This is a genomic window from Streptomyces sp. NPDC059002 (assembly GCF_042740435.1).
Taxonomy (GTDB): Bacteria; Actinomycetota; Actinomycetes; order Streptomycetales; family Streptomycetaceae; genus Streptomyces.
In genome coordinates this window covers 56,841-74,615 of record NZ_JBHYJI010000046.1, presented here as the reverse complement: position 1 = coordinate 74,615, position 17,775 = coordinate 56,841, and the positions used below count along the sequence as shown (strand labels likewise).

18 protein-coding genes are annotated in these 17,775 nt (G+C 68.3%); 11 read left to right on the top strand and 7 right to left on the bottom strand.

The window, feature by feature from the left end; all coding sequences use genetic code 11:
• Positions 1-198: hypothetical protein (locus ACFWZ2_RS31750; RefSeq protein ID WP_384551512.1), on the top strand; the 198-nt coding region annotated here is incomplete at its 5' end.
• Positions 199-492: 294 nt separating this feature from the next.
• A complete protein-coding gene (locus ACFWZ2_RS31745; protein ID WP_384551510.1) occupies positions 493-696 on the top strand; it encodes a hypothetical protein in 204 nt (67 codons plus the stop codon).
• 598 nt (positions 697-1,294) lie between these two features.
• Here ACFWZ2_RS31745 and ACFWZ2_RS31740 read toward each other — a convergent pair.
• Positions 1,295-2,392 carry a sensor histidine kinase gene (locus ACFWZ2_RS31740; protein WP_384551509.1) on the bottom strand — a complete coding sequence of 366 codons (1,098 nt, stop codon included), beginning with the start codon at positions 2,390-2,392 and terminating at the stop codon, positions 1,295-1,297.
• Complete coding sequence (locus ACFWZ2_RS31735; protein ID WP_384551507.1) at positions 2,389-3,081, bottom strand: response regulator transcription factor; 693 nt, start codon at positions 3,079-3,081, stop codon at positions 2,389-2,391. Before ACFWZ2_RS31735 ends, ACFWZ2_RS31740 begins: the two co-directional genes overlap by 4 nt.
• Before the next feature lie 128 nt (positions 3,082-3,209).
• On the opposite strand from ACFWZ2_RS31735, the gene ACFWZ2_RS31730 reads away from it, so the two are divergent.
• Entirely contained in the window at positions 3,210-3,815 is a 606-nt protein-coding gene (locus ACFWZ2_RS31730; RefSeq protein ID WP_384551505.1) for a M15 family metallopeptidase, read from the top strand.
• Complete coding sequence (locus ACFWZ2_RS31725) at positions 3,812-4,813, top strand: endonuclease/exonuclease/phosphatase family protein (protein ID WP_384551503.1); 1,002 nt, start codon at positions 3,812-3,814, stop codon at positions 4,811-4,813. The genes ACFWZ2_RS31730 and ACFWZ2_RS31725 overlap by 4 nt, the downstream gene beginning before the upstream one ends.
• 148 nt (positions 4,814-4,961) lie before the next feature.
• On the opposite strand, the gene ACFWZ2_RS31720 is transcribed toward ACFWZ2_RS31725, so the two are convergent.
• Positions 4,962-5,669: a DUF5324 family protein gene (locus ACFWZ2_RS31720; protein WP_384551517.1), complete on the bottom strand. Its 708-nt coding sequence runs from the start codon at positions 5,667-5,669 to the stop codon at positions 4,962-4,964.
• A gap of 254 nt (positions 5,670-5,923) precedes the next feature.
• Between ACFWZ2_RS31720 and ACFWZ2_RS31715 the strand changes: the two genes are divergently transcribed.
• Complete coding sequence (locus ACFWZ2_RS31715; RefSeq protein ID WP_384551501.1) at positions 5,924-6,457, top strand: peptidylprolyl isomerase; 534 nt, start codon at positions 5,924-5,926, stop codon at positions 6,455-6,457.
• A gap of 135 nt (positions 6,458-6,592) precedes the next feature.
• Positions 6,593-7,492: a rhomboid family intramembrane serine protease gene (locus tag ACFWZ2_RS31710; protein WP_384551500.1), complete on the top strand. Its 900-nt coding sequence runs from the start codon at positions 6,593-6,595 to the stop codon at positions 7,490-7,492.
• 306 nt (positions 7,493-7,798) lie between these two features.
• On the opposite strand, the gene crgA is transcribed toward ACFWZ2_RS31710, so the two are convergent.
• A complete protein-coding gene (gene crgA / locus ACFWZ2_RS31705) occupies positions 7,799-8,056 on the bottom strand; it encodes a cell division protein CrgA (RefSeq protein WP_098243661.1) in 258 nt (85 codons plus the stop codon).
• A gap of 142 nt (positions 8,057-8,198) precedes the next feature.
• Here crgA and ACFWZ2_RS31700 point away from each other — a divergent pair, with 142 nt between their 5' ends.
• The 5 genes from ACFWZ2_RS31700 (at position 8,199) to ACFWZ2_RS31680 (ending at position 12,615) form a co-directional block, all read left to right on the top strand.
• Positions 8,199-8,969 carry a DUF881 domain-containing protein gene (locus ACFWZ2_RS31700; protein WP_384551498.1) on the top strand — a complete coding sequence of 257 codons (771 nt, stop codon included), beginning with the start codon at positions 8,199-8,201 and terminating at the stop codon, positions 8,967-8,969.
• Between the two features lie 27 nt (positions 8,970-8,996).
• A complete protein-coding gene (locus ACFWZ2_RS31695) occupies positions 8,997-9,695 on the top strand; it encodes a class E sortase (protein WP_384551515.1) in 699 nt (232 codons plus the stop codon).
• A 212-nt stretch (positions 9,696-9,907) separates the two neighbouring features.
• Positions 9,908-10,567, top strand: coding sequence for an aminodeoxychorismate/anthranilate synthase component II (locus ACFWZ2_RS31690; protein ID WP_384551496.1), 660 nt, complete (start codon positions 9,908-9,910; stop codon positions 10,565-10,567).
• Positions 10,564-11,853, top strand: coding sequence for a class E sortase (locus ACFWZ2_RS31685; RefSeq protein ID WP_384551494.1), 1,290 nt, complete (start codon positions 10,564-10,566; stop codon positions 11,851-11,853). Before ACFWZ2_RS31690 ends, ACFWZ2_RS31685 begins: the two co-directional genes overlap by 4 nt.
• Positions 11,854-11,877: 24 nt before the next feature.
• On the top strand, positions 11,878-12,615 hold the full coding sequence (locus ACFWZ2_RS31680; RefSeq protein WP_384551492.1) for a class E sortase: 738 nt from the start codon (positions 11,878-11,880) through the stop codon (positions 12,613-12,615).
• Between the two features lie 123 nt (positions 12,616-12,738).
• Here ACFWZ2_RS31680 and pknB read toward each other — a convergent pair whose 3' ends face one another.
• The 3 genes from pknB to ACFWZ2_RS31665 form a co-directional block, all read right to left on the bottom strand.
• Positions 12,739-14,742 carry a Stk1 family PASTA domain-containing Ser/Thr kinase gene (gene pknB, locus ACFWZ2_RS31675; RefSeq protein WP_384551490.1) on the bottom strand — a complete coding sequence of 668 codons (2,004 nt, stop codon included), beginning with the start codon at positions 14,740-14,742 and terminating at the stop codon, positions 12,739-12,741.
• A 168-nt stretch (positions 14,743-14,910) separates the two neighbouring features.
• Positions 14,911-16,374, bottom strand: coding sequence for a peptidoglycan D,D-transpeptidase FtsI family protein (locus ACFWZ2_RS31670; protein WP_384551488.1), 1,464 nt, complete (start codon positions 16,372-16,374; stop codon positions 14,911-14,913).
• A complete protein-coding gene (locus ACFWZ2_RS31665; RefSeq protein ID WP_384551486.1) occupies positions 16,371-17,774 on the bottom strand; it encodes an FtsW/RodA/SpoVE family cell cycle protein in 1,404 nt (467 codons plus the stop codon). Before ACFWZ2_RS31665 ends, ACFWZ2_RS31670 begins: the two co-directional genes overlap by 4 nt.
• Position 17,775 lies beyond the last annotated feature (1 nt).

Below are 17,775 nucleotides of genomic sequence, written 5' to 3'. Positions count from 1 at the left end.
TCGAGTGTGTACGTGAGCCCGTACCCGCCTATGTGCATGAGCTTGTACGCCGACAACAGGAACGCCGAGTGCGGTGTTCCTGGTGTGCTCTGCCACCGACGTCTCGTGCGGATCACCGGCAGCCACGGCGCGCAGTTCCAGCAGGGCGTCAACATCAAGTTTCAGAGCGACCGCCAGTGCCCCCACAACATCAGCTGAAGGCACGCCGTGACCTGGGTTAAGCGCCAGACTGACCGCCGTTCGCCCCAGACGGGCACGGCGAGTGACCTCGGTCTTGTTCAATCCGGCAGATACACGCCCGGCTTCAAGGCGAGCCCGCAGCTCCCCCAGAGCGTCTACCGGATCCTGCAAGCCGTCTGCGACCACGCCACTCCTCATCCTGCTCCGCTGTTCGCCGGTGTTCATATTGGTCCGCGCGCACCACGGCGAACAGCCGTTTCGGCAGATTCGGCACCACGTCCTCAGTGCTTGGCGTCGAAGGAGAAGAACGTCGTGTCTGACCGCACCGCAATGATCGTGCTCGCCACAGCCCTGATCGTAGTGATCGCCACACTGGTTGCTGCGGGTGCTGGATACCTTGCCCGCCGCGATCAATCCACCTACCCGGCTGCGGTGATGCGCGCTGCCGCGGCCTTCGCCGCCACCCTCACCTTGGCCGCCGTCCTCACCACCGCGTTTGTTGCCGTGGCCGGATGAGCGACACTGCGTACTGCTGGGTGAGATGGCCGGGAACTGGATGTCGAGGCCGGATTGAGGTTGATCATCGGCACCTGCTCGCGCTACTGCCCCAGCGGATGAGTCGAGTCAGTGGCGGCACGGATGCCAGGAATGAGACCACAGCTGCGGATGCGCCGGTAGGTAGCCGGGTGCCCAGCCTGTCCGTCGGGCTTGGATTATAGTCACCCTGCTGGGGTGTCACTGCGGGCTACCGTCATGAGCATGGGCCCCGTCTCCACCCTCTCGGGGAGGGGCCGTACCGATGTTTGCGCAAACTGAGAGCGAGCATGGGCATACCTGCCTGTTGAAATGGTCTTCCTGTCGCCAAGCGTTGCTCGCGCAAGTGACATGCTGGCCGTGCTGACGCGTCAGCACGGGGCCGGGGTCGAGGGGGATCGAGCAGGATTCAAGGGGATGGAAACAGGGGTGTTTATCCCGATTCTCTCGTGTTTTCGCAGGTCAGAGAGGTAACGATTTCGGGTTCGACTCCCCTAGGCTCCACCCTTGAAATGCCCTCTGAACTGCGGAAACGCGGTTTCGGAGGGCATTTTTCATGTGCCGGAGAGGGAGGAGGCGCTCAGCTGCCGGCGGGCGGGGGACCCGCGGGGAGTTCCACGGCGATGTGGAGCCCGCCGGCCGGGCGTGGGGTGAGGGTCAGGGTGCCGTCGTGGGCGTGGGTGATGGTCTTGACGATGGCCAGGCCGAGGCCGACGCCCGCGTGGTCGGTGTGGACGCGTTCGGTGCCGCGCCGGAACGGTTCGGTGAGGGTCGCCACCAGCTGGGGGGTGAGCTTGTCGCCGGTGTTCTCGACGGTGAGCAGCACGGTCCGGGGGCGGGCGGTGGTGGTGACCCACACCGTGCCCTGTCCGGGCAGGTTGTGGATGATCGCGTTGTGCACGAGGTTCGTGGTCAGCTGCAGCAGGAGCGCCTGGGAGCCGAGCGCGGGGGCGATGTCGCCGCCGGTCTTGAGGGTGACGCCGTGCTGTTCGGCGAGGGGGAGAAGTGTTTCGGTGGCTTCTTCCGCCATGAGGGACAGGTCGACGCGTTCCCGGCTGAAGGACCGCTGTTCGGCGCGGCTGAGCAGGAGCAGCGCCTCGGTGAGGTCGATCGCCCGGGTGTTGACGTCGTGGAGGCGGGCGAGGAGTGCGCCGGTGTCGTGGTGCGGATCGCTGCGGGCCACGTCGAGCAGCGCCTTCGAGATCGCCAGCGGGGTGCGCAGTTCGTGCGAGGCGTTGGCGGCGAACCTGCGCTGTTCGGCGACGTGTGCTTCGAGTCGTACGAGCATCGTGTCGAAGGAGTCGGCGAGCTCGCGGAACTCGTCCCTGCGGCCCGGGAGCCGGATCCGGTGGGAGAGCGAACCGTTCGAGGCCAGGCGGGTGGCATGGGTGATGCGGGTCAGCGGGGCGAGCATGCGGCCGGCGAGGAACCAGCCTCCCCCGAGGCCGAACACCAGCAGGAACGACATCGTGAGGACGGCGATGGGAGCGAAGTCGCGCGCGACGGAGAGTTGGTACTCGGGCCGGAAGACGAGCCCGACGTGGTTCACCCGCGTCAGGAAGAACCAGCCGGCGATGAGCATCAGGGCACCGGCCAGCATGAGGAAGCCGGTGTAGCTGAGGGTGAGCTTGACGCGCACGCTCAGCCCGGGGGCCCGGTCCACGCCCGCCTCGGTCATGTCTCGCCTTCCTCGTGTCCGGTGCCGGGGGCCGTGTCGATGCGGTAGCCGACGCCCGGTGTGGTGGCGATGATCCAGGGTTCGCCGAGCCGTTTGCGCAGTGCCGAGACGGTGATGCGGACGGCGTTGGTGAATGGATCGGCGTTCTCGTCCCATGCGCGGTGCAGGAGTTCCTCGGCGCTGACGACACCGCCTTCGGCGGCGACCAGGACCTCCAGTACGGCGAACTGCTTCCTGGTCAGTGCGACATAGCGGCCGTCCCGGTAGACCTCTCTGCGGAACGGGTCGAGGCGCAGACCCGCGATCTCCCGCACGGGAGGCCGGTGGTGGGCACGTCTGCGGTCGAGCGCTCTGAGCCGGAGCGCGAGTTCTTGGAGTTCGAAGGGTTTCGTGAGGTAGTCGTCGGCGCCGAGTTCGAAGCCGGACGTCTTGTCGTCGATGCGGTCGGCCGCGGTGAGCATGAGGATCGGTGTGCCGCTGCCGGAGGCGACGATGCGTTGGGCGATCTCGTCGCCGGACGGTCCGGGGATATCGCGGTCCAGGACGGCGATGTCGTAGCTGTTGATGCTCAGAAGTTCCAGCGCGGTGGCGCCGTCACCTGCGATGTCGGCCGCGATCGCGGCCAAGCGCAGGCCGTCGCGGATGGCCTCTGCCAAATACGGTTCGTCCTCGACAATCAGCACACGCATGGATTGAGGCTACGAGTCGGCGCATATCGCCGGTGTATCGAAATCCGCATACGTACCGGCAACACGGCGCTGCCTTGACTGGCGGGATGAATCGAATCCCACCATCGGCACCGACAAGCAACCGCCGGATGAGTCGGCTCCTTGTCATCGGGCTGATAGCCGTCGCGGCAGTGCTCATCGCGGTCATCGGCCACCAGCTGTCGCGGTCCCCGAACTCCTCGGCCACGCTGCCCCCGTCCTCCTCCGGGGCCTCACCCCCGAACGGTGAGGCCGAGGATCCCGGCGAGGCCGACGGCGTGGTCCCCGACGACGTGACGGTCTTCGACGACGGAACTCCGGCCGTGACCAAGCTCGACGCGGGCCTGCTCAAGGCCCTCCGCCAGGCGGCGACGGACGCCGCGGACGACGACATCGCGTTCTACGTCAACAGCGGCTGGCGTTCCCCGGAGTACCAGAACCAGCTCCTTCGCAAGGCGATCGCCGAGTACGGCTCCGAGTACGAGGCCGCCCGATGGGTGGCCACCGCACAGACGTCACCCCATGTGTCGGGGGACGCGGTCGACATCGGGCGCTCCCCCGCGACGGAGTGGCTGTCCCGGCACGGCGCCGAGTACGGGCTGTGCCAGATCTACAAGAACGAACCCTGGCATTACGAGCTGCGCGCCGAAGCGGCGGAGCACGGCTGTCCGCGCAGGTATGCCGACCCGACCGAGGACCCGAGGATGCGCCGGTGACCAGCACTTTTCGTAGGGGCACATGGGCGGGCACGGAGCCGTGGAAGCGCGGCCCTGTGCTCGCGGCGCTGGCCCTGTTGCTCGGTCTGCTCATGCTGCTGCACGCATGGATCACTGACCGCGGGGGTCTCGGCAGCCTGGTGGAGACCTTCCTGCCGTGGTTCGGTCTGTTCGTCCCGGTGCTGCTGGCCGGGGCGCTGTGGCGCCGCTCCGCCTCCGCGGTGGTCGCGCTGGTGCTGCCGGTCGTGGCGTGGCTCAGCCTCTTCGGTGGGCTGCTCGTCGACAAGTCCCACCCGGACAGCGACCTCACCGTGGCCACCCACAACGTCGGCGCCGACAACCCCGACCCGGCAGGCACCGCCCGCGACCTGGCCGCCTCCGGCACGGACGTGCTGGCCCTGGAGGAGATCACCCCGCAGGTGAAGCCGCTGTACGAGAAGGAGCTGGCGAAGGCGTACCCCCACCACACGGTGCTGGGCACGGTCGGGCTGTGGAGCAGGCTGCCGCTTTCGGGCACCCGGCCGGTCGACATCGCGCAGGACGTCGGGCCGCTCGCGGACACCAAGCCGGTCGACAGCAGGATGGCCGACAGCCGGGCGCTGCGCACCACGGTGGCGACGGACCAGGGGCCGCTCGCGGTGTACGTGGCGCACCTGGGGTCCGTGCGGGTGTTTCCCAGGGACGGCTTCTGGACGGGCAGCAGGGACCGCGGTGCGCGGGCGCTGGCCAAGGCCGTCGCCGCCGAGCCGAACGAACGGATGGTGCTGCTCGGCGACCTGAACGGCACCCTGCGCGACCGCGTGTTCGCCGACCTCACCTCGGAGCTGAACTCGGCCCAGGACGAGGCAGGGAACGGCTTCGGCTTCACCTGGCCGGCGAAGTTCCCGGTGGCGCGGATCGACCAGATCCTGGTCCGCGGCGTGGAGCCGAAGAGTTCATGGGTGCTGCCCGCCACCGGCAGTGATCACTTGCCGGTGGCGGCCGGAATCGGCTGGTGAACATCGCGCGGAGCGGCCGGGCCGGTCCCGTGAAACCCGCCGGGCGGGTCGATGTTTCACGTGAAACATCGAAGGGCGGGAGACCATCCGGTCTCCCGCCCTTCGATGTCTTGCCTGCTTGCTTGCCCTGCTTGTCTCGTGTGTCTTGCTACTTGTCGCGCTCGGCCGCCTCGGCCTCGGCCTGCTTGGCCTGGACCTCGGGGTCGAGGGCGGCCTGCGCGCTGCCGTCGACGGACGTCAGCGGCGTGCCCTCCCGGACCTCCGTGGCAGCGGGCGGCTCGACCAGCCAGTCGGGGTTGGCCTGCTTGTCCCACCACTTCCAGGCGGCGATGGCGCCACCCGCGAGGATGCCCAGTACGGCGAGCCTCTTGGTGAGGCGCCCCGCCCTGGCCCGGCGCTCGTGCTTGCGGGCCAGGCGCTGGATCTCCTTCGGCGAGACCTGGCCGCGCAGTGCGGCGAGGGCGGCCACGCCACGGGACGCGGCCTCTTCGCGGACGGGCTGCGCCGCGGCCACGGCGTGCTCGATGCGGGGCTTGGAGTAGTCGGCGGCCTGCCGGGCGGCCTTGCGGGTGCGGACGGCGGCCTCGTGCGCGGCGTGATCGACCTTCGGCGGCACATGCGTGCGGGCCTGCTCGACGCGGGGGGCGACGTGGGCGCCGTACTGCGCACGGGCCTGCTCAGCGGCCTGCTGGGCGGCATGCGACACCTTGGGCGCGAGCCGTACGCGCGCTTCGTGGGCATAGTGGGCGGCCCGGTCCTTGGCCGTGTCGGCGTAGGGCGCCACCGCGTCCGCGGCGTGCCGCACGCTGTCCTTGGCCGAGCCGGTCGCGGCGCGCACGCTGTCGATGCGGGTCACGGGATCCTCCTCCTCGGTGGCGTATAGGTATGTCACCTTTCCACCCTTTCAGGGATCATGCCTTCCGGATCGCTCCGAGGCATGCGAGGGCGGGCATCCGGGTCACAGGGAACTGTTCGATCGATTCGGTGCAAGAAGAGCTCTTCGCCGACAATGCCACGGATCGCTTCGGTGCGCGCCCAGTCGGCGGCTACTCGTCCCAATCGGGTCCGTGCGAGGATCGGGGGGTCACAGAAGACAACGGAAGGCAGATCGTGGCTGAGCAGCTTTACGCCACCCTGAAGACCAACCAGGGCGACATCGAGGTCCGGCTTCTGCCGAATCACGCTCCCAAGACGGTCAAGAACTTTGTTGAGCTCGCTCAGGGCGAGCGCGAGTGGGTCCACCCCGCGACCGGCAAGAAGACCTCGGACCGCCTGTACGACGGAACGGTCTTCCACCGCGTGATCAGCGGCTTCATGATCCAGGGCGGCGACCCGCTGGGCAACGGCACCGGTGGCCCGGGCTACGAGTTCGAGGACGAGTTCCACCCGGACCTCGCCTTCGACAAGCCCTACCTCCTGGCCATGGCCAACGCCGGCCCGGGCACGAACGGCTCGCAGTTCTTCGTGACTGTGTCGCCGACCGCGTGGCTGACGCGCAAGCACACCATCTTCGGCGAGGTCACCAACGACGCCAGCAAGAAGATCGTGGACGCCATCGCGACCACCCAGACCAACCCGCGCACCGACCGTCCGGTCAACGACGTGGTCATCGAGTCCGTGGTCATCGAGACCCGCGACGCCTGATCCACGCGTTCCGACGCGCGTCAGCGCGTCAGCGCGAGGGAACCAAACCGCCCCGCCCGTCCGTAAGGAAGGGCGGGGCGGCGCGTTGCCACGCGTGCCGCCGCAGTGCCTTTGTACGGAGATTGAGGGGACCCCATGGACCAGGCGCCAGGCAGCCCGCAGGAGCCGCAAGGGGCGTCGGCCCTGCCCCGGTGCTACCGGCATTCGGACCGTGAGACCGGCATCACCTGCACGCGCTGCGAGCGCCCCATCTGCCCCGAGTGCATGATCAGCGCCTCGGTCGGCTTCCAGTGTCCGGAGTGCGTCAGGGACGGTTCGGGCACCGGACACGCGCCGACGGCCAATCAGCCGCGCACGGTCGCGGGCGGCACGGTCACGGCCGACCCGCGCCTGTTCACCAAGATCCTGGTCGGGATCAACCTCGCGCTCTTCCTGGTGCAGCTGTCGGTCGGGGACAGCTTCACCGACCGGTTCGACATGATCGGGCGTGCCTACGTCCCCGAGCTCGGCTCGGTCGAGGGCGTCGCCGAGGGGCAGTGGTACCGCCTGGTGACGGCGATGTTCCTGCACAGCAGCTATATGCACATCGCCTTCAACATGCTCAGCCTGTGGTGGATCGGCGGCCCGCTCGAAGCGGCGCTCGGCCGGGCCCGCTATCTCGCGCTGTACGGGGCGTCGGGCCTCGCGGGCAGCGCGCTGACCTATCTCATCGCCGAGCCGAACCAGCCCTCGCTCGGGGCGTCCGGCGCGATCTTCGGTCTGTTCGGCGCGACCGCGGTCCTGATGCGGCGGCTGAACTACGACATGCGCCCGGTCATCGCCCTCGTGGTGATCAACCTCGCGATCACCTTCGCGCCGGGACTCAGCATCGCCTGGCAGGCGCACATCGGCGGCCTCGTGGGCGGTGTCGTCGTCGGTTACGCGATGGTGCACGCGCCCCGCGAGCGGCGGAACCTCATCCAGTACGGCAGCGTCGCGCTGATCGTCCTGGTGTCCGTGGTCATGGTCCTCGTCAGGACCGGCCAGCTCACCTGACGTACTCGCGTTGTCCACAGCGTGTGCCGGATCTTGTGCATGCTGTGGGGAACAACCGTGCCCCTTGTCGCTGACCTGGGTTTCCCCAGGAAGGACAAGGGGCGGGCGGCGAACAGAGATCCGGTGGGCCAGTCACACCGGCGTCAACCTCCGGAGAGTTATCCACAGATCTTCAGACCTTTTCCCCATGTGGATAGCGCTGTGGATAACTCAGGGCAAGGCTTGTGCGTGGAGCGCCGATGCGCTGCGCGGTCCCGCGGCTACGTCCACCGCGTGGAAGCCGCTACGTCCACCGCGTGGAAGCGGCTACTTCCACTGCGTGGAGACGCCGAATCCCGCCGCGATGAAGCCGAATCCGACCACGATGTTCCAGTTGCCGAGCGGGTCGATCGGCAGCTTTCCGTCGGTGACGTAGAAGACGACGATCCAGGCGAGCCCGATGAGGAACATCGCCAGCATCACCGGAGCCACCCAGCTGCGGTTGGTCAGCTTGATGTTCGTCGCCTTCTTCGAGGGCGGCGGCGTGTAGTCGTCTGCCTTCTTGCGGATACGTGACTTCGGCACGAGGGTTTCTCCTGTCGATGCGCTGCGTGGCCGCGCAGGTAACTGTGGTCTGGCGCCGGGCGGGGCGCTGCGGGGAGCCGAGGCCTCCCCCGGGCGTCCGTTAGCGTAGTGCTTCCGCGGCGCTGAAGGAGATAAGGGTACGTTGAGCAATTCTGCCGACTCCCACAAAGGTGCCGGTCGTCGCTCCCGCTGGCGCCCGGTTCGGGTACTTACGGGCGCTGTTTTCGCCTTGGCGGGCCTGATCTTCGTCACCAGCTTCAACACGGCCAAAGGCACCAACATCCGTACCGATGCCTCCCTGTTGAAACTCTCCGACCTCATTCAGGAACGCAGCCACAAGAACGGCGAGCTCGACGAGTCCAACGGCTCCCTGCGCGACGACGTCGAATCGCTCGCCCAGCGCGACAACGGCAGCACCAAGGCCGACGACGCCCGGCTCAAGGCCCTGGAGAAGAACGCGGGCACCAAGAAGCTCAGCGGCGACGCGGTCACGGTCACCCTCGCGGACGCCCCGCCCAACGCCACCGCGAAGCTCCCCGGCTACCCCGAGCCCCAGCCGAACGACCTGGTCATCCACCAGCAGGACCTCCAGGCCGTGGTCAACGCGCTCTGGCAGGGCGGCGCCGAGGGCATCAAGGTCATGGACCAGCGCCTGATCTCCACCAGCGCCGTGCGCTGCGTCGGCAACACCCTGATCCTCCAGGGCCGCGTCTACTCCCCGCCGTACAAGGTGACGGCCGTCGGCGACCCCGACAAGCTCAAGAGCGCCCTCGCCGCGTCCCCGGAGATCCAGAACTACATGCTGTACGTCAATGCGTACGGCCTCGGCTGGAAAGTGGACGACGACGGGGCGGTGACTCTTCCCGGCTACTCGGGCACAGTGGATCTCCACTACGCGAAGCCCGTGGAGTAGCACCCAGGGAGGGGCCGTCCTGTGTCGGTGCGTGTGCTCGTCAGGACGTTCAGCGAACTGTGCATCACCGTCGGCACGTTGATCGTGCTCTTCGTGGTGTACGTCCTGTTCTGGACCGGCGTGAAGGCCGACCACGCCATGGACAGCCAGATCGACGAGCTGCAGGACCGATGGGCGCAGGGCGCGCTGTCCACAGGGGCGGACGACGGCGACAACGGCGCCGACGACGGACCGCCGCAGAAACCGGCCCCCTACAAGGACGGCAAGGCGTTCGCCGTCATGTACATCCCGCGGTTCGGTTTCACGTGGAACAAGCCCGTGCTCCAGGGCACCGGCACCGACGTCCTCAAGAAGGGCCTCGGCCACTACGACTCCACCGCCCAGCTGGGGCAGAAGGGCAACTTCTCCGTGGCCGGGCACCGCCGCACCTACGGCGACCCCTTCAAGGACTTCCCCGAGCTGCGCCCGAACGACGCGGTCGTCCTGACGGACGGCGCCACCTGGTTCACGTACCGCATCGACAAGAAGCCCTACCGGACGCTCCCCGGGGACATCGGAGTCATTGATCCGGTCCCGCGCAAATCGGGCTACGACGGCCCCGGCCGTTACCTCACCCTTACGACCTGTGAACCAGAGTGGGGCCACAGCCACCGGCTGATCGTCTGGGCACATCTCGATGCCACCCAGCCTGTGGAGGCCGGGAAACCGGAGGCACTGCGCCGTTAGTCTGGTGCCGTACGGCAAGGGAAGCCCGGTGCCGTACGCGACGGAAGGGACGGCATGTACGGCTGGATCTGGCGGCATCTGCCGGGAAACGCATGGGTGAGGGCACTGATTTCACTGGTGCTCGTCTTCGCGGTGGTCTATGTGCTCTTCCAGTACGTCTTCCCGTGGGCCGAGCCGCTGCTGCCCTTCAACGACGTCACCGTGGACGGCCAGTGAGCACCGCGGGCGGCCCGGGCCGCAGCCGCATCCTCGTGGTGGACAACTACGACAGCTTCGTCTTCAACCTCGTCCAGTACCTGTACCAGCTGGGTGCCGAGTGCGAGGTCGTGCGCAACGACGAGGTCGAGCTGAGGCACGCCCAGGACGGCTTCGACGGCGTCCTGCTCTCGCCGGGCCCCGGCACCCCCGAACAGGCGGGCATCTGCGTCGAGATGGTGCGCCACTGCGCCACCACCGGCGTCCCCGTCTTCGGCGTCTGCCTCGGCATGCAGTCGATGGCGGTGGCGTACGGCGGCGTGGTGGACCGCGCCCCGGAGCTGCTGCACGGCAAGACCTCCCTCGTGCGCCACGAGGGCAAGGGCGTCTTCGCCGGGCTCCCCTCGCCCTTCACCGCGACCCGCTACCACTCGCTCGCCGCCGAGCCGGCCACCGTCCCGGCCGAGCTCGAGGTCACCGCGCGCACGGAGGACGGCATCATCATGGGGCTGCGTCACCGTGAACTGCTCGTCGAGGGTGTGCAGTTCCACCCGGAGTCCGTACTGACCGAGCACGGTCACCTGATGCTCGCCAACTGGCTGGTGGAGTGCGGCGACACCGGCGCCGTGGAGCGATCGAGCGGGCTCGCCCCGGTGGTGGGCAGGGCCACGGCGTGACCGCCCTGCGCCCCGAGCGCGACTCCTCCGGAGCCCCGTACGACGAGAATGCGGCGTACGGGGACGGTGGTGGCGTCGCCTCCGGGGGCGCCGCCGCGTTGGAGGGCGGTGCGTTGGAGTCGGCCGTCGATCACCTGGCCGACCCGCTGACCGATCCGCTGCCGGGGCAGCACCCCTCTCCGTGGTTCCGCAGCGGGCCCGCCGCGGAACCGGAGCCGCAGCGGCGGGCCACGCCTCCGGCGCTGCGGGAACAGGAGTGGTACGACCCCGAGGGGTACGCCCGGGACTGGTACGGGGAACAGGCACAGCCACAGGAGACGGCCGAGCCCACGTATGAGCAGCTGTACGGCGCGTACGCCCCCGAAAGGCCCGCAGCCGAGCCGGAACCCGCGTCTGAGCCGGAACCCGCGTACGAGCCGATACCCGACGACGAGACGGTGGCGCTGCGGACGGAGGACACCCGTCGAATAGCCGAGCGGGAGCCCGAACGGCCCACGGAGGGCCGGGCGGCCCGTCGCAAGGCCGCCAAGAAGGGCGGCACACGTCCCGCGCAGCCCTCGCAGGGCGCCCCGCTCTCCCGCGTCGAGGCCCGCCGTGCCGAGCGCGCCCGCAGGCCGTCGCCGGGTGCGGTGGTCAGCCGGGGGATCGGTGAACTGTTCATCACCGTCGGCGTCCTGATGCTGTTGTTCGTCACGTACCAGCTGTGGTGGACGAACATCCGGGCCCATCAGCAGGCCAACGGCGCCGCCCGCGACCTGCAGAACGAGTGGGCCGAGGGCAAGGGCAAGCCGGGCAGCTTCGAACCGGGGCAGGGCTTCGCGCTGCTGCACATCCCGCGGCTCGACGTCGTCGTCCCGGTCGCGGAGGGCATCGACAAGCAGAAGGTCCTCGACCGCGGCATGGTCGGTCACTACAACGAGGGCAGCACCAAGACCCCGATGCCGGACGCCAAGACGGGCAACTTCGCGGTGGCCGGGCACCGCAACACCCACGGCGAGCCCTTCCGCTACATCAACCGCCTGGAGCCGGGCGACCCGATCGTCGTAGAGACGCAGGACAAGTACTTCGTCTACAAGATGGCGAGCATCCTGCCGCAGACCAGCCCCGGCAACACCGGTGTGATCGGCCCCGTACCGCCGGGATCGGGCTTCACCAAACCCGGCCGGTACATCACACTGACCACTTGCACCCCGGAATTCACGAGTAAGTATCGAATGATCGTCTGGGGCAAGATGGTCGAGGAACGGCCGCGCAGCAAGGGAAAGCCGAGCGCGCTCGTCAACTAGAACGGTGAGAACGGGGCAGATCCAGTGGCAGCCACGACCGACCACGACGAGAAGCAGGACGAGGCGCCCGCGCCCGCTCCGGCACCGCGACGCGGGGGGCGTGGCCCCATCGCCACCGCCGTCAGCGTCTTCGGCGAACTCCTCATCACCGCGGGCCTGGTGCTCGGTCTCTTCGTCGTCTACTCGCTCTGGTGGACGAACGTCATAGCGGACCGCGAGGCGCACCGGCAGGGCGACCGGGTGCGCGACCGCTGGGCGGGCGGCCCCGGCAGCATCGACACCAAGGACGGCATCGGCTTCCTCCACGTCCCCGCGATGGGCGGCGGCGAGGTGCTGGTCAAGGAGGGCACCAGCAGCAAGGTCCTCAACGACGGCGTCGCCGGCTACTACGAGGACCCGGTCAAGTCGGCCCTTCCCCAGGACAAGGAAGGCAACTTCACGCTGGCCGCGCACCGCGACGGGCACGGCGCGAAGTTCCACAAGATCGACAAGATCAAGAAGGGCGACGCGATCGTCTACGAGTCCCGGGACAAGTGGTACGTCTACAAGGTGTACAAGACGCTGCCCGAGACCTCGAAGTACAACGTGAAGGTCCTCGACCCCGTCCCGAAGGAATCGGGCGTGAAGAAGCCCGGCCGCTACATCACGCTCACCACCTGCACGCCCGTCTACACCTCGCGGTACCGCTACATCGTGTGGGGCGAGCTGGAGCGGATCGAGAAGGTCGACAACAAGCGGACGCCTCCGGCGGAGTTGAAGTAGCCGTACGAACGAGCCGTACGAACGAGCCGTACGAACGAGCCGTACGAACGAGAGAGCCCCGGTACCGCTGAGCGGTACCGGGGCTCTCTCATGGACGGAGGGCGTCAGCCCTGGTCGCCGTGGTTAGTCGTGGCGGCCCCAGCCGCCGACGCCCTCGATGAAGCCGCCGCCGCCGTCTTCTCCGCCGCCTCCGTTGTCGCCACCGTTGCCGCCGGCGGTGGTCAGGTTGATCGCCGTGCCCGGGGCCGCCTTCTCGCCGGCGCCGGGCTGGGACAGGACCACGAGGGCGTCGTCGTCCTGCGGGCCCTGGATGGTGCCGACCGTCAGACCGGCGTCCTCGATGGCCTTGCGGGCGTCCTTGAGCTTCTGTCCGGCCAGCGGCGGGACGGTCGCCTCTTCGGCCTTCTTGGCGACCTGGACGGTGACCGTGGAGCCGGTGTCGGCGGGCGTACCTGCCGTCGGCGTGGTCTTGATGACCTTGCCCTCTTCGACGTCCGAGCTGGCGACGTCCTCGCGGGACGGCACGAAGCTGTTGTCCTTCAGCTGCTTCTCGGCGGCCGCGTAGTCGAGGCCCGTCACGTCAGGAACGTTGGTCTGTTCCTTCTTCTTGGCGACGGTCAGGGTGACCGTGCTGCCCTTCTGGACCTCGTTGCCGGGGCTCGGGTCCTGGTCGAGGACGGTGCCGGGCTCCTGGGTGGACTCCCGGGACTCGGTCTCGACCTTGAACTGGTACTTGTCGCCCGAGAGCTTCTCCGTGGCGTCGTTGACGTTCGTGTCGATGACGTTCGGCACCGCGACCTTGGGCGCGCCCGTCGACACCGTCACCGTGATGGTGTCGCCCTTCTTGACCTCGGTGTCGGCCCCGGGGTCCTGATCGCAGATCTCGCCCTTCGGGTACTTGGCGCAGGGCTTGCGCTCGCCGACCTCGATCTTGAGGCCGATGTTCTCGGCCGACTCCTGGGCGTCCTTGAGCTGCTCGCCCACGAACTTCGGGACCTTGGTGCTGGTGTCCTCGGTGCCGCCGCTGAACGCCCACTTGCCGATGAGGATCGCCCCCACCAGGACCAGCACGCCCGCGAGGACGAGCAGCCAGGTGGACGTGTTGCTCTTCTTCTGACGGCGGCCGTGGCCGCCTTCGTCGTAGCCGTAGCCCCCGTCATCGGGGTTGACCGGCGGGAGCATGGACGTCTGGCCCTGGCCGTTCTGCGGGCGCAGCATCGCGGTCTGCTGGTCATCCGGGTGGCCGCCGTACCCGACCGCGCCCATGGCGGCGGTGGCCGCGACGGGCTGGCCGTCCAGGCAGGCCTCAATGTCGGCGCGCATCTCGTCGGCCGACTGGTAGCGGTAGTCCGGGTCCTTCGTGAGCGCCTTGAGGACGATCGCGTCCATCTCGGGCGTGATCTCGTTGTCGAAGACGCTCGGGGCCTGCGGCTCTTCCCGTACGTGCTGGTAGGCGACCGCGACCGGGGAGTCGCCGACGAACGGCGGCCGGACGGTCAGCAGCTCGTAGAGGAGGCAGCCCGTGGAGTAGAGGTCGGAGCGGGCGTCGACCTGCTCGCCCTTGGCCTGCTCGGGCGAGAGGTACTGCGCCGTGCCGATGACCGCGGCGGTCTGCGTCATCGTCATGCCGGACTCGCCCATCGCACGGGCGATGCCGAAGTCCATGACCTTGACCTGGCCGTTGCGCGTCAGCATGACGTTCGCGGGCTTGATGTCGCGGTGGACGATGCCGTTGCGGTGCGAGTACTCCAGGGCCTGGAGGATGCCGATGGTCATCTCCATGGCCCGCTCCGGCAGCAGCTTGCGGCCGGAGTGCAGCAGCTCACGCAGCGTGGAGCCGTCGACGTACTCCATCACGATGTACGGGATGGAGACCCCGTCGACGTAGTCCTCGCCGGTGTCGTAGACCGCGACGATCGCCGGGTGGTTGAGCGAGGCGGCCGACTGGGCCTCACGGCGGAACCGGGCCTGGAAGGACGGGTCACGAGCGAGGTCCACCCGCAGCGTCTTCACCGCCACGGTGCGACCGAGCCGGGTGTCGTGCGCGAGGTACACCTCGGCCATGCCACCACGGCCGAGCACCTGGCCCAGCTCGTACCGGCCGCCGAGGCGACGCGGCTCTTCCATAGCTAATCCAGCCCTCTCCGTCGGTCCCGACCGCACCGTTGTGTGGTCCGGCGGTGTGCTGTCCGGGCATACCGTACCCGGCTCGACTTGCGTGACCCGGCCGCGACCGTCACCCGATACCGGACCGGTACCGCAACGTGCACCGATGTGGAGGGGCCGTGACCGGGGTCACTTCTTGCTGTCGATGACTGCCTTCATCACGTTCTTGGCGATGGGCGCCGCGAGTCCGCCACCGGAGATGTCACCCCGGTCGGCGGCGCTGTCCTCGACGACCACGGCGACGGCGACCGGCGATCCGGAGTCCGTCTTCGCGTACGAGATGAACCAGGCGTACGGGTTCTTGCTGTTCGCGACGCCGTGCTGCGCCGTACCCGTCTTGCCGCCGACGGTGACGCCGGGGATCTTGGCGTTGGTTCCGGTGCCTTCGTTGACGACCGTCTCCATCATTTCCTGGAGCTTCTGGGCGTTCTCCTTCGAGAGCGGCTCGCTCATCTCCTTGGGCGAGTGCTTCTCGATGGTGTCCAGGTTGCGGGCCTGCAGCTCACTGACCATGTACGGCTCCATGAGCGTGCCGTCGTTGGCGATCGCGGCGGTGACCATGGCCATCTGCAGGGGCGTCGCGGCGGTCTCGAACTGGCCGATGGAGGACAGCGCGGTCTGCGGCTTGTCCATCTCCTCGGGGAAGTTGGAGGCGTTGGAGCGGACCGGCGTGAACTGCTCGGAGTTGAAGCCGAACTTCTTCGCCGTCTCCAGCATCTTGTCCTTGCCGAGATCGGAGCCGATCTTGCCGAAGACGGTGTTGCAGGACACCCGCAGTGCCTCGCGCAGCGTGGCGTTCTTGCAGGGGATGGGCCCCTCGTTCTTCAGCTCGGTCTGCGTGTTCGGCATCGTCCACGGAAGCGGCGACTTCGTCTTGGCGTCGATGTCGGTGTACAGGCCGTGCTCGAGGGCGGCCGCCGCCGTGACCACCTTGAAGGTGGAACCGGGCGGGTAGGTCTCCCGCAGCGCGCGGTTGACCAGCGGCTTGTCCTTGTTCTTGTCCAGGTCGAGGAAGTGCTGGGCTTCCTTGTCGGTGTTGCCGGCGAAGCTTCCCGGGTCGTACGACGGGGTGGAGGCCAGCGCCAGGATCGCGCCCGTGGACGGGTCGATCGCGGCGACGGCACCCTTGCCGAGGCCCTGCAGGCCCTTGTACGCGGCCTTCTGCGCGGCGGAGTTGAGGGTGGTGACGACGTTGCCGCCCTCCTTCTTCTCGCCGGTCAGCATGTCCAGCGTGCGGCGGAAGAAGAGCCGGTCGTCGTTGCCGGTGAGGATGCCGTCGTCGATGCTCTCCAGCTGGCTGGCGCCGATGCGCTGCGAGGAGTACCCGGTGATGGGGGCCCACATGGGCCCGTCCTTCCAGGTGCGCTTGTACTTCAGGTCGCTGCCCGGGGTGGCCTTCGAGCCGGTGATGGGCTTGCCGTCGACGATGATGTCGCCGCGCGGCTGGGCGTAGCGCTCGATGCTGACGCGGCGGTTCCGCTCGTGCTTGGCCAGGGAGTCGGCCTGGACGTACTGGAGCCAGTTGTCACGGGCGAGCAGGGCGAGGACGAGGAGCCCGCAGAAGATCGCGATCCGGCGCAGGGGCTTGTTCACGGTCGGACCACCTGGGTCATTTCAGCGTCGGGGTTCGGTGCGGGGGACGGGGCGGGCCTGCGGGCGGTGTCGCTGATGCGGATCAGGATGCCGATCAGGGCCCAGTTGGCGATCACGGAGGAACCGCCGTACGCCAGGAAGGGCATGGTCATACCGGTCAGCGGGATCAGGCCCATGACGCCGCCGGAGACGACGAAGACCTGGATGGCGAAGGCTCCGGAGAGGCCGATCGCCAGGAGCTTGCCGAACGGGTCGCGGGCGGCGAGCGCCGTGCGGACGCCGCGCTCCACGATCAGGCCGTAGATCAGCAGGATTGCCATCACGCCGGCCAGACCCATCTCCTCGCCGAAGGTGGCGAGGATGAAGTCGGAGTTGGCGGCGAAGCCGATGAGGTCGGAGTTGCCCTGGCCGAGGCCGGTGCCGAGGACGCCGCCGGAGCCGAAGGCCATGAGCGACTGGGCGATCTGGTCGGTCTGGGCGATGGTCTCCGGGGCGAACGGGTTCAGCCAGGCGTCCACACGCTGCTGCACGTGGGGCTCGAAAGAGGCCACGCCGACCGCGCCGACGGCGGACATCAGCAATCCGAAGACGATCCAGCTGGTGCGCTCCGTGGCGACGTACAGCATCACGACGAACATGCCGAAGAACAGCAGCGACGTACCGAGGTCGGTCTCGAAGACCAGGATCAGGATCGAGATCGCCCAGACGACGATGATCGGGCCGAGGTCGCGGCCGCGCGGCAGGTACAGACCCATGAAGCGGCGGCTCGCCAGGGCGAGCGCGTCCCGCTTCACCATCAGATATCCGGCGAAGAAGATCGCGATGACGATCTTCGCGAACTCACCGGGCTGGATGGAGAATCCACCGACCCGGATCCAGATCTTGGCGCCGAACACGTTCATGCCGAGGCCCGGCACGAGCGGCAGGAGCAGCAGGACGATCGCGCCGACCATCGAGATGTACGTGTAGCGCTGCAGGACGCGGTGGTCCTTGAGCAGGAGCAGTACGCCGACGAAGAGGGCGACGCCGATCGCCGAGTACATCAGCTGGTTCGGCGCGGCCTCGACGAAGTTCTTGCGCTGCTGGAGCTTCTCCGACTGGTCGAGCCGCCAGATGATCACCAGGCCGAGGCCGTTGAGCAGCGTCGCGAGCGGCAGCAGCAGCGGATCTGCGTACGGCGCGAACTTGCGTACGACGATATGGCCGACGCCCGCGAGGAGACCGAGCCCCAGGCCGTAGCCGAGCATGCCCGTGGGCACCTCGCCGGTGAGCGCCAGGCCCACGTTCATGTAGGCGAACAGCGGGATGACGACTGCGAACGCGAGCAGCGCGAGCTCGGTGTTGCGCCGGCTAGGCGCACCGATCGCGCCGATCGTCGACGTGTGTGTAGTACTGCTCATG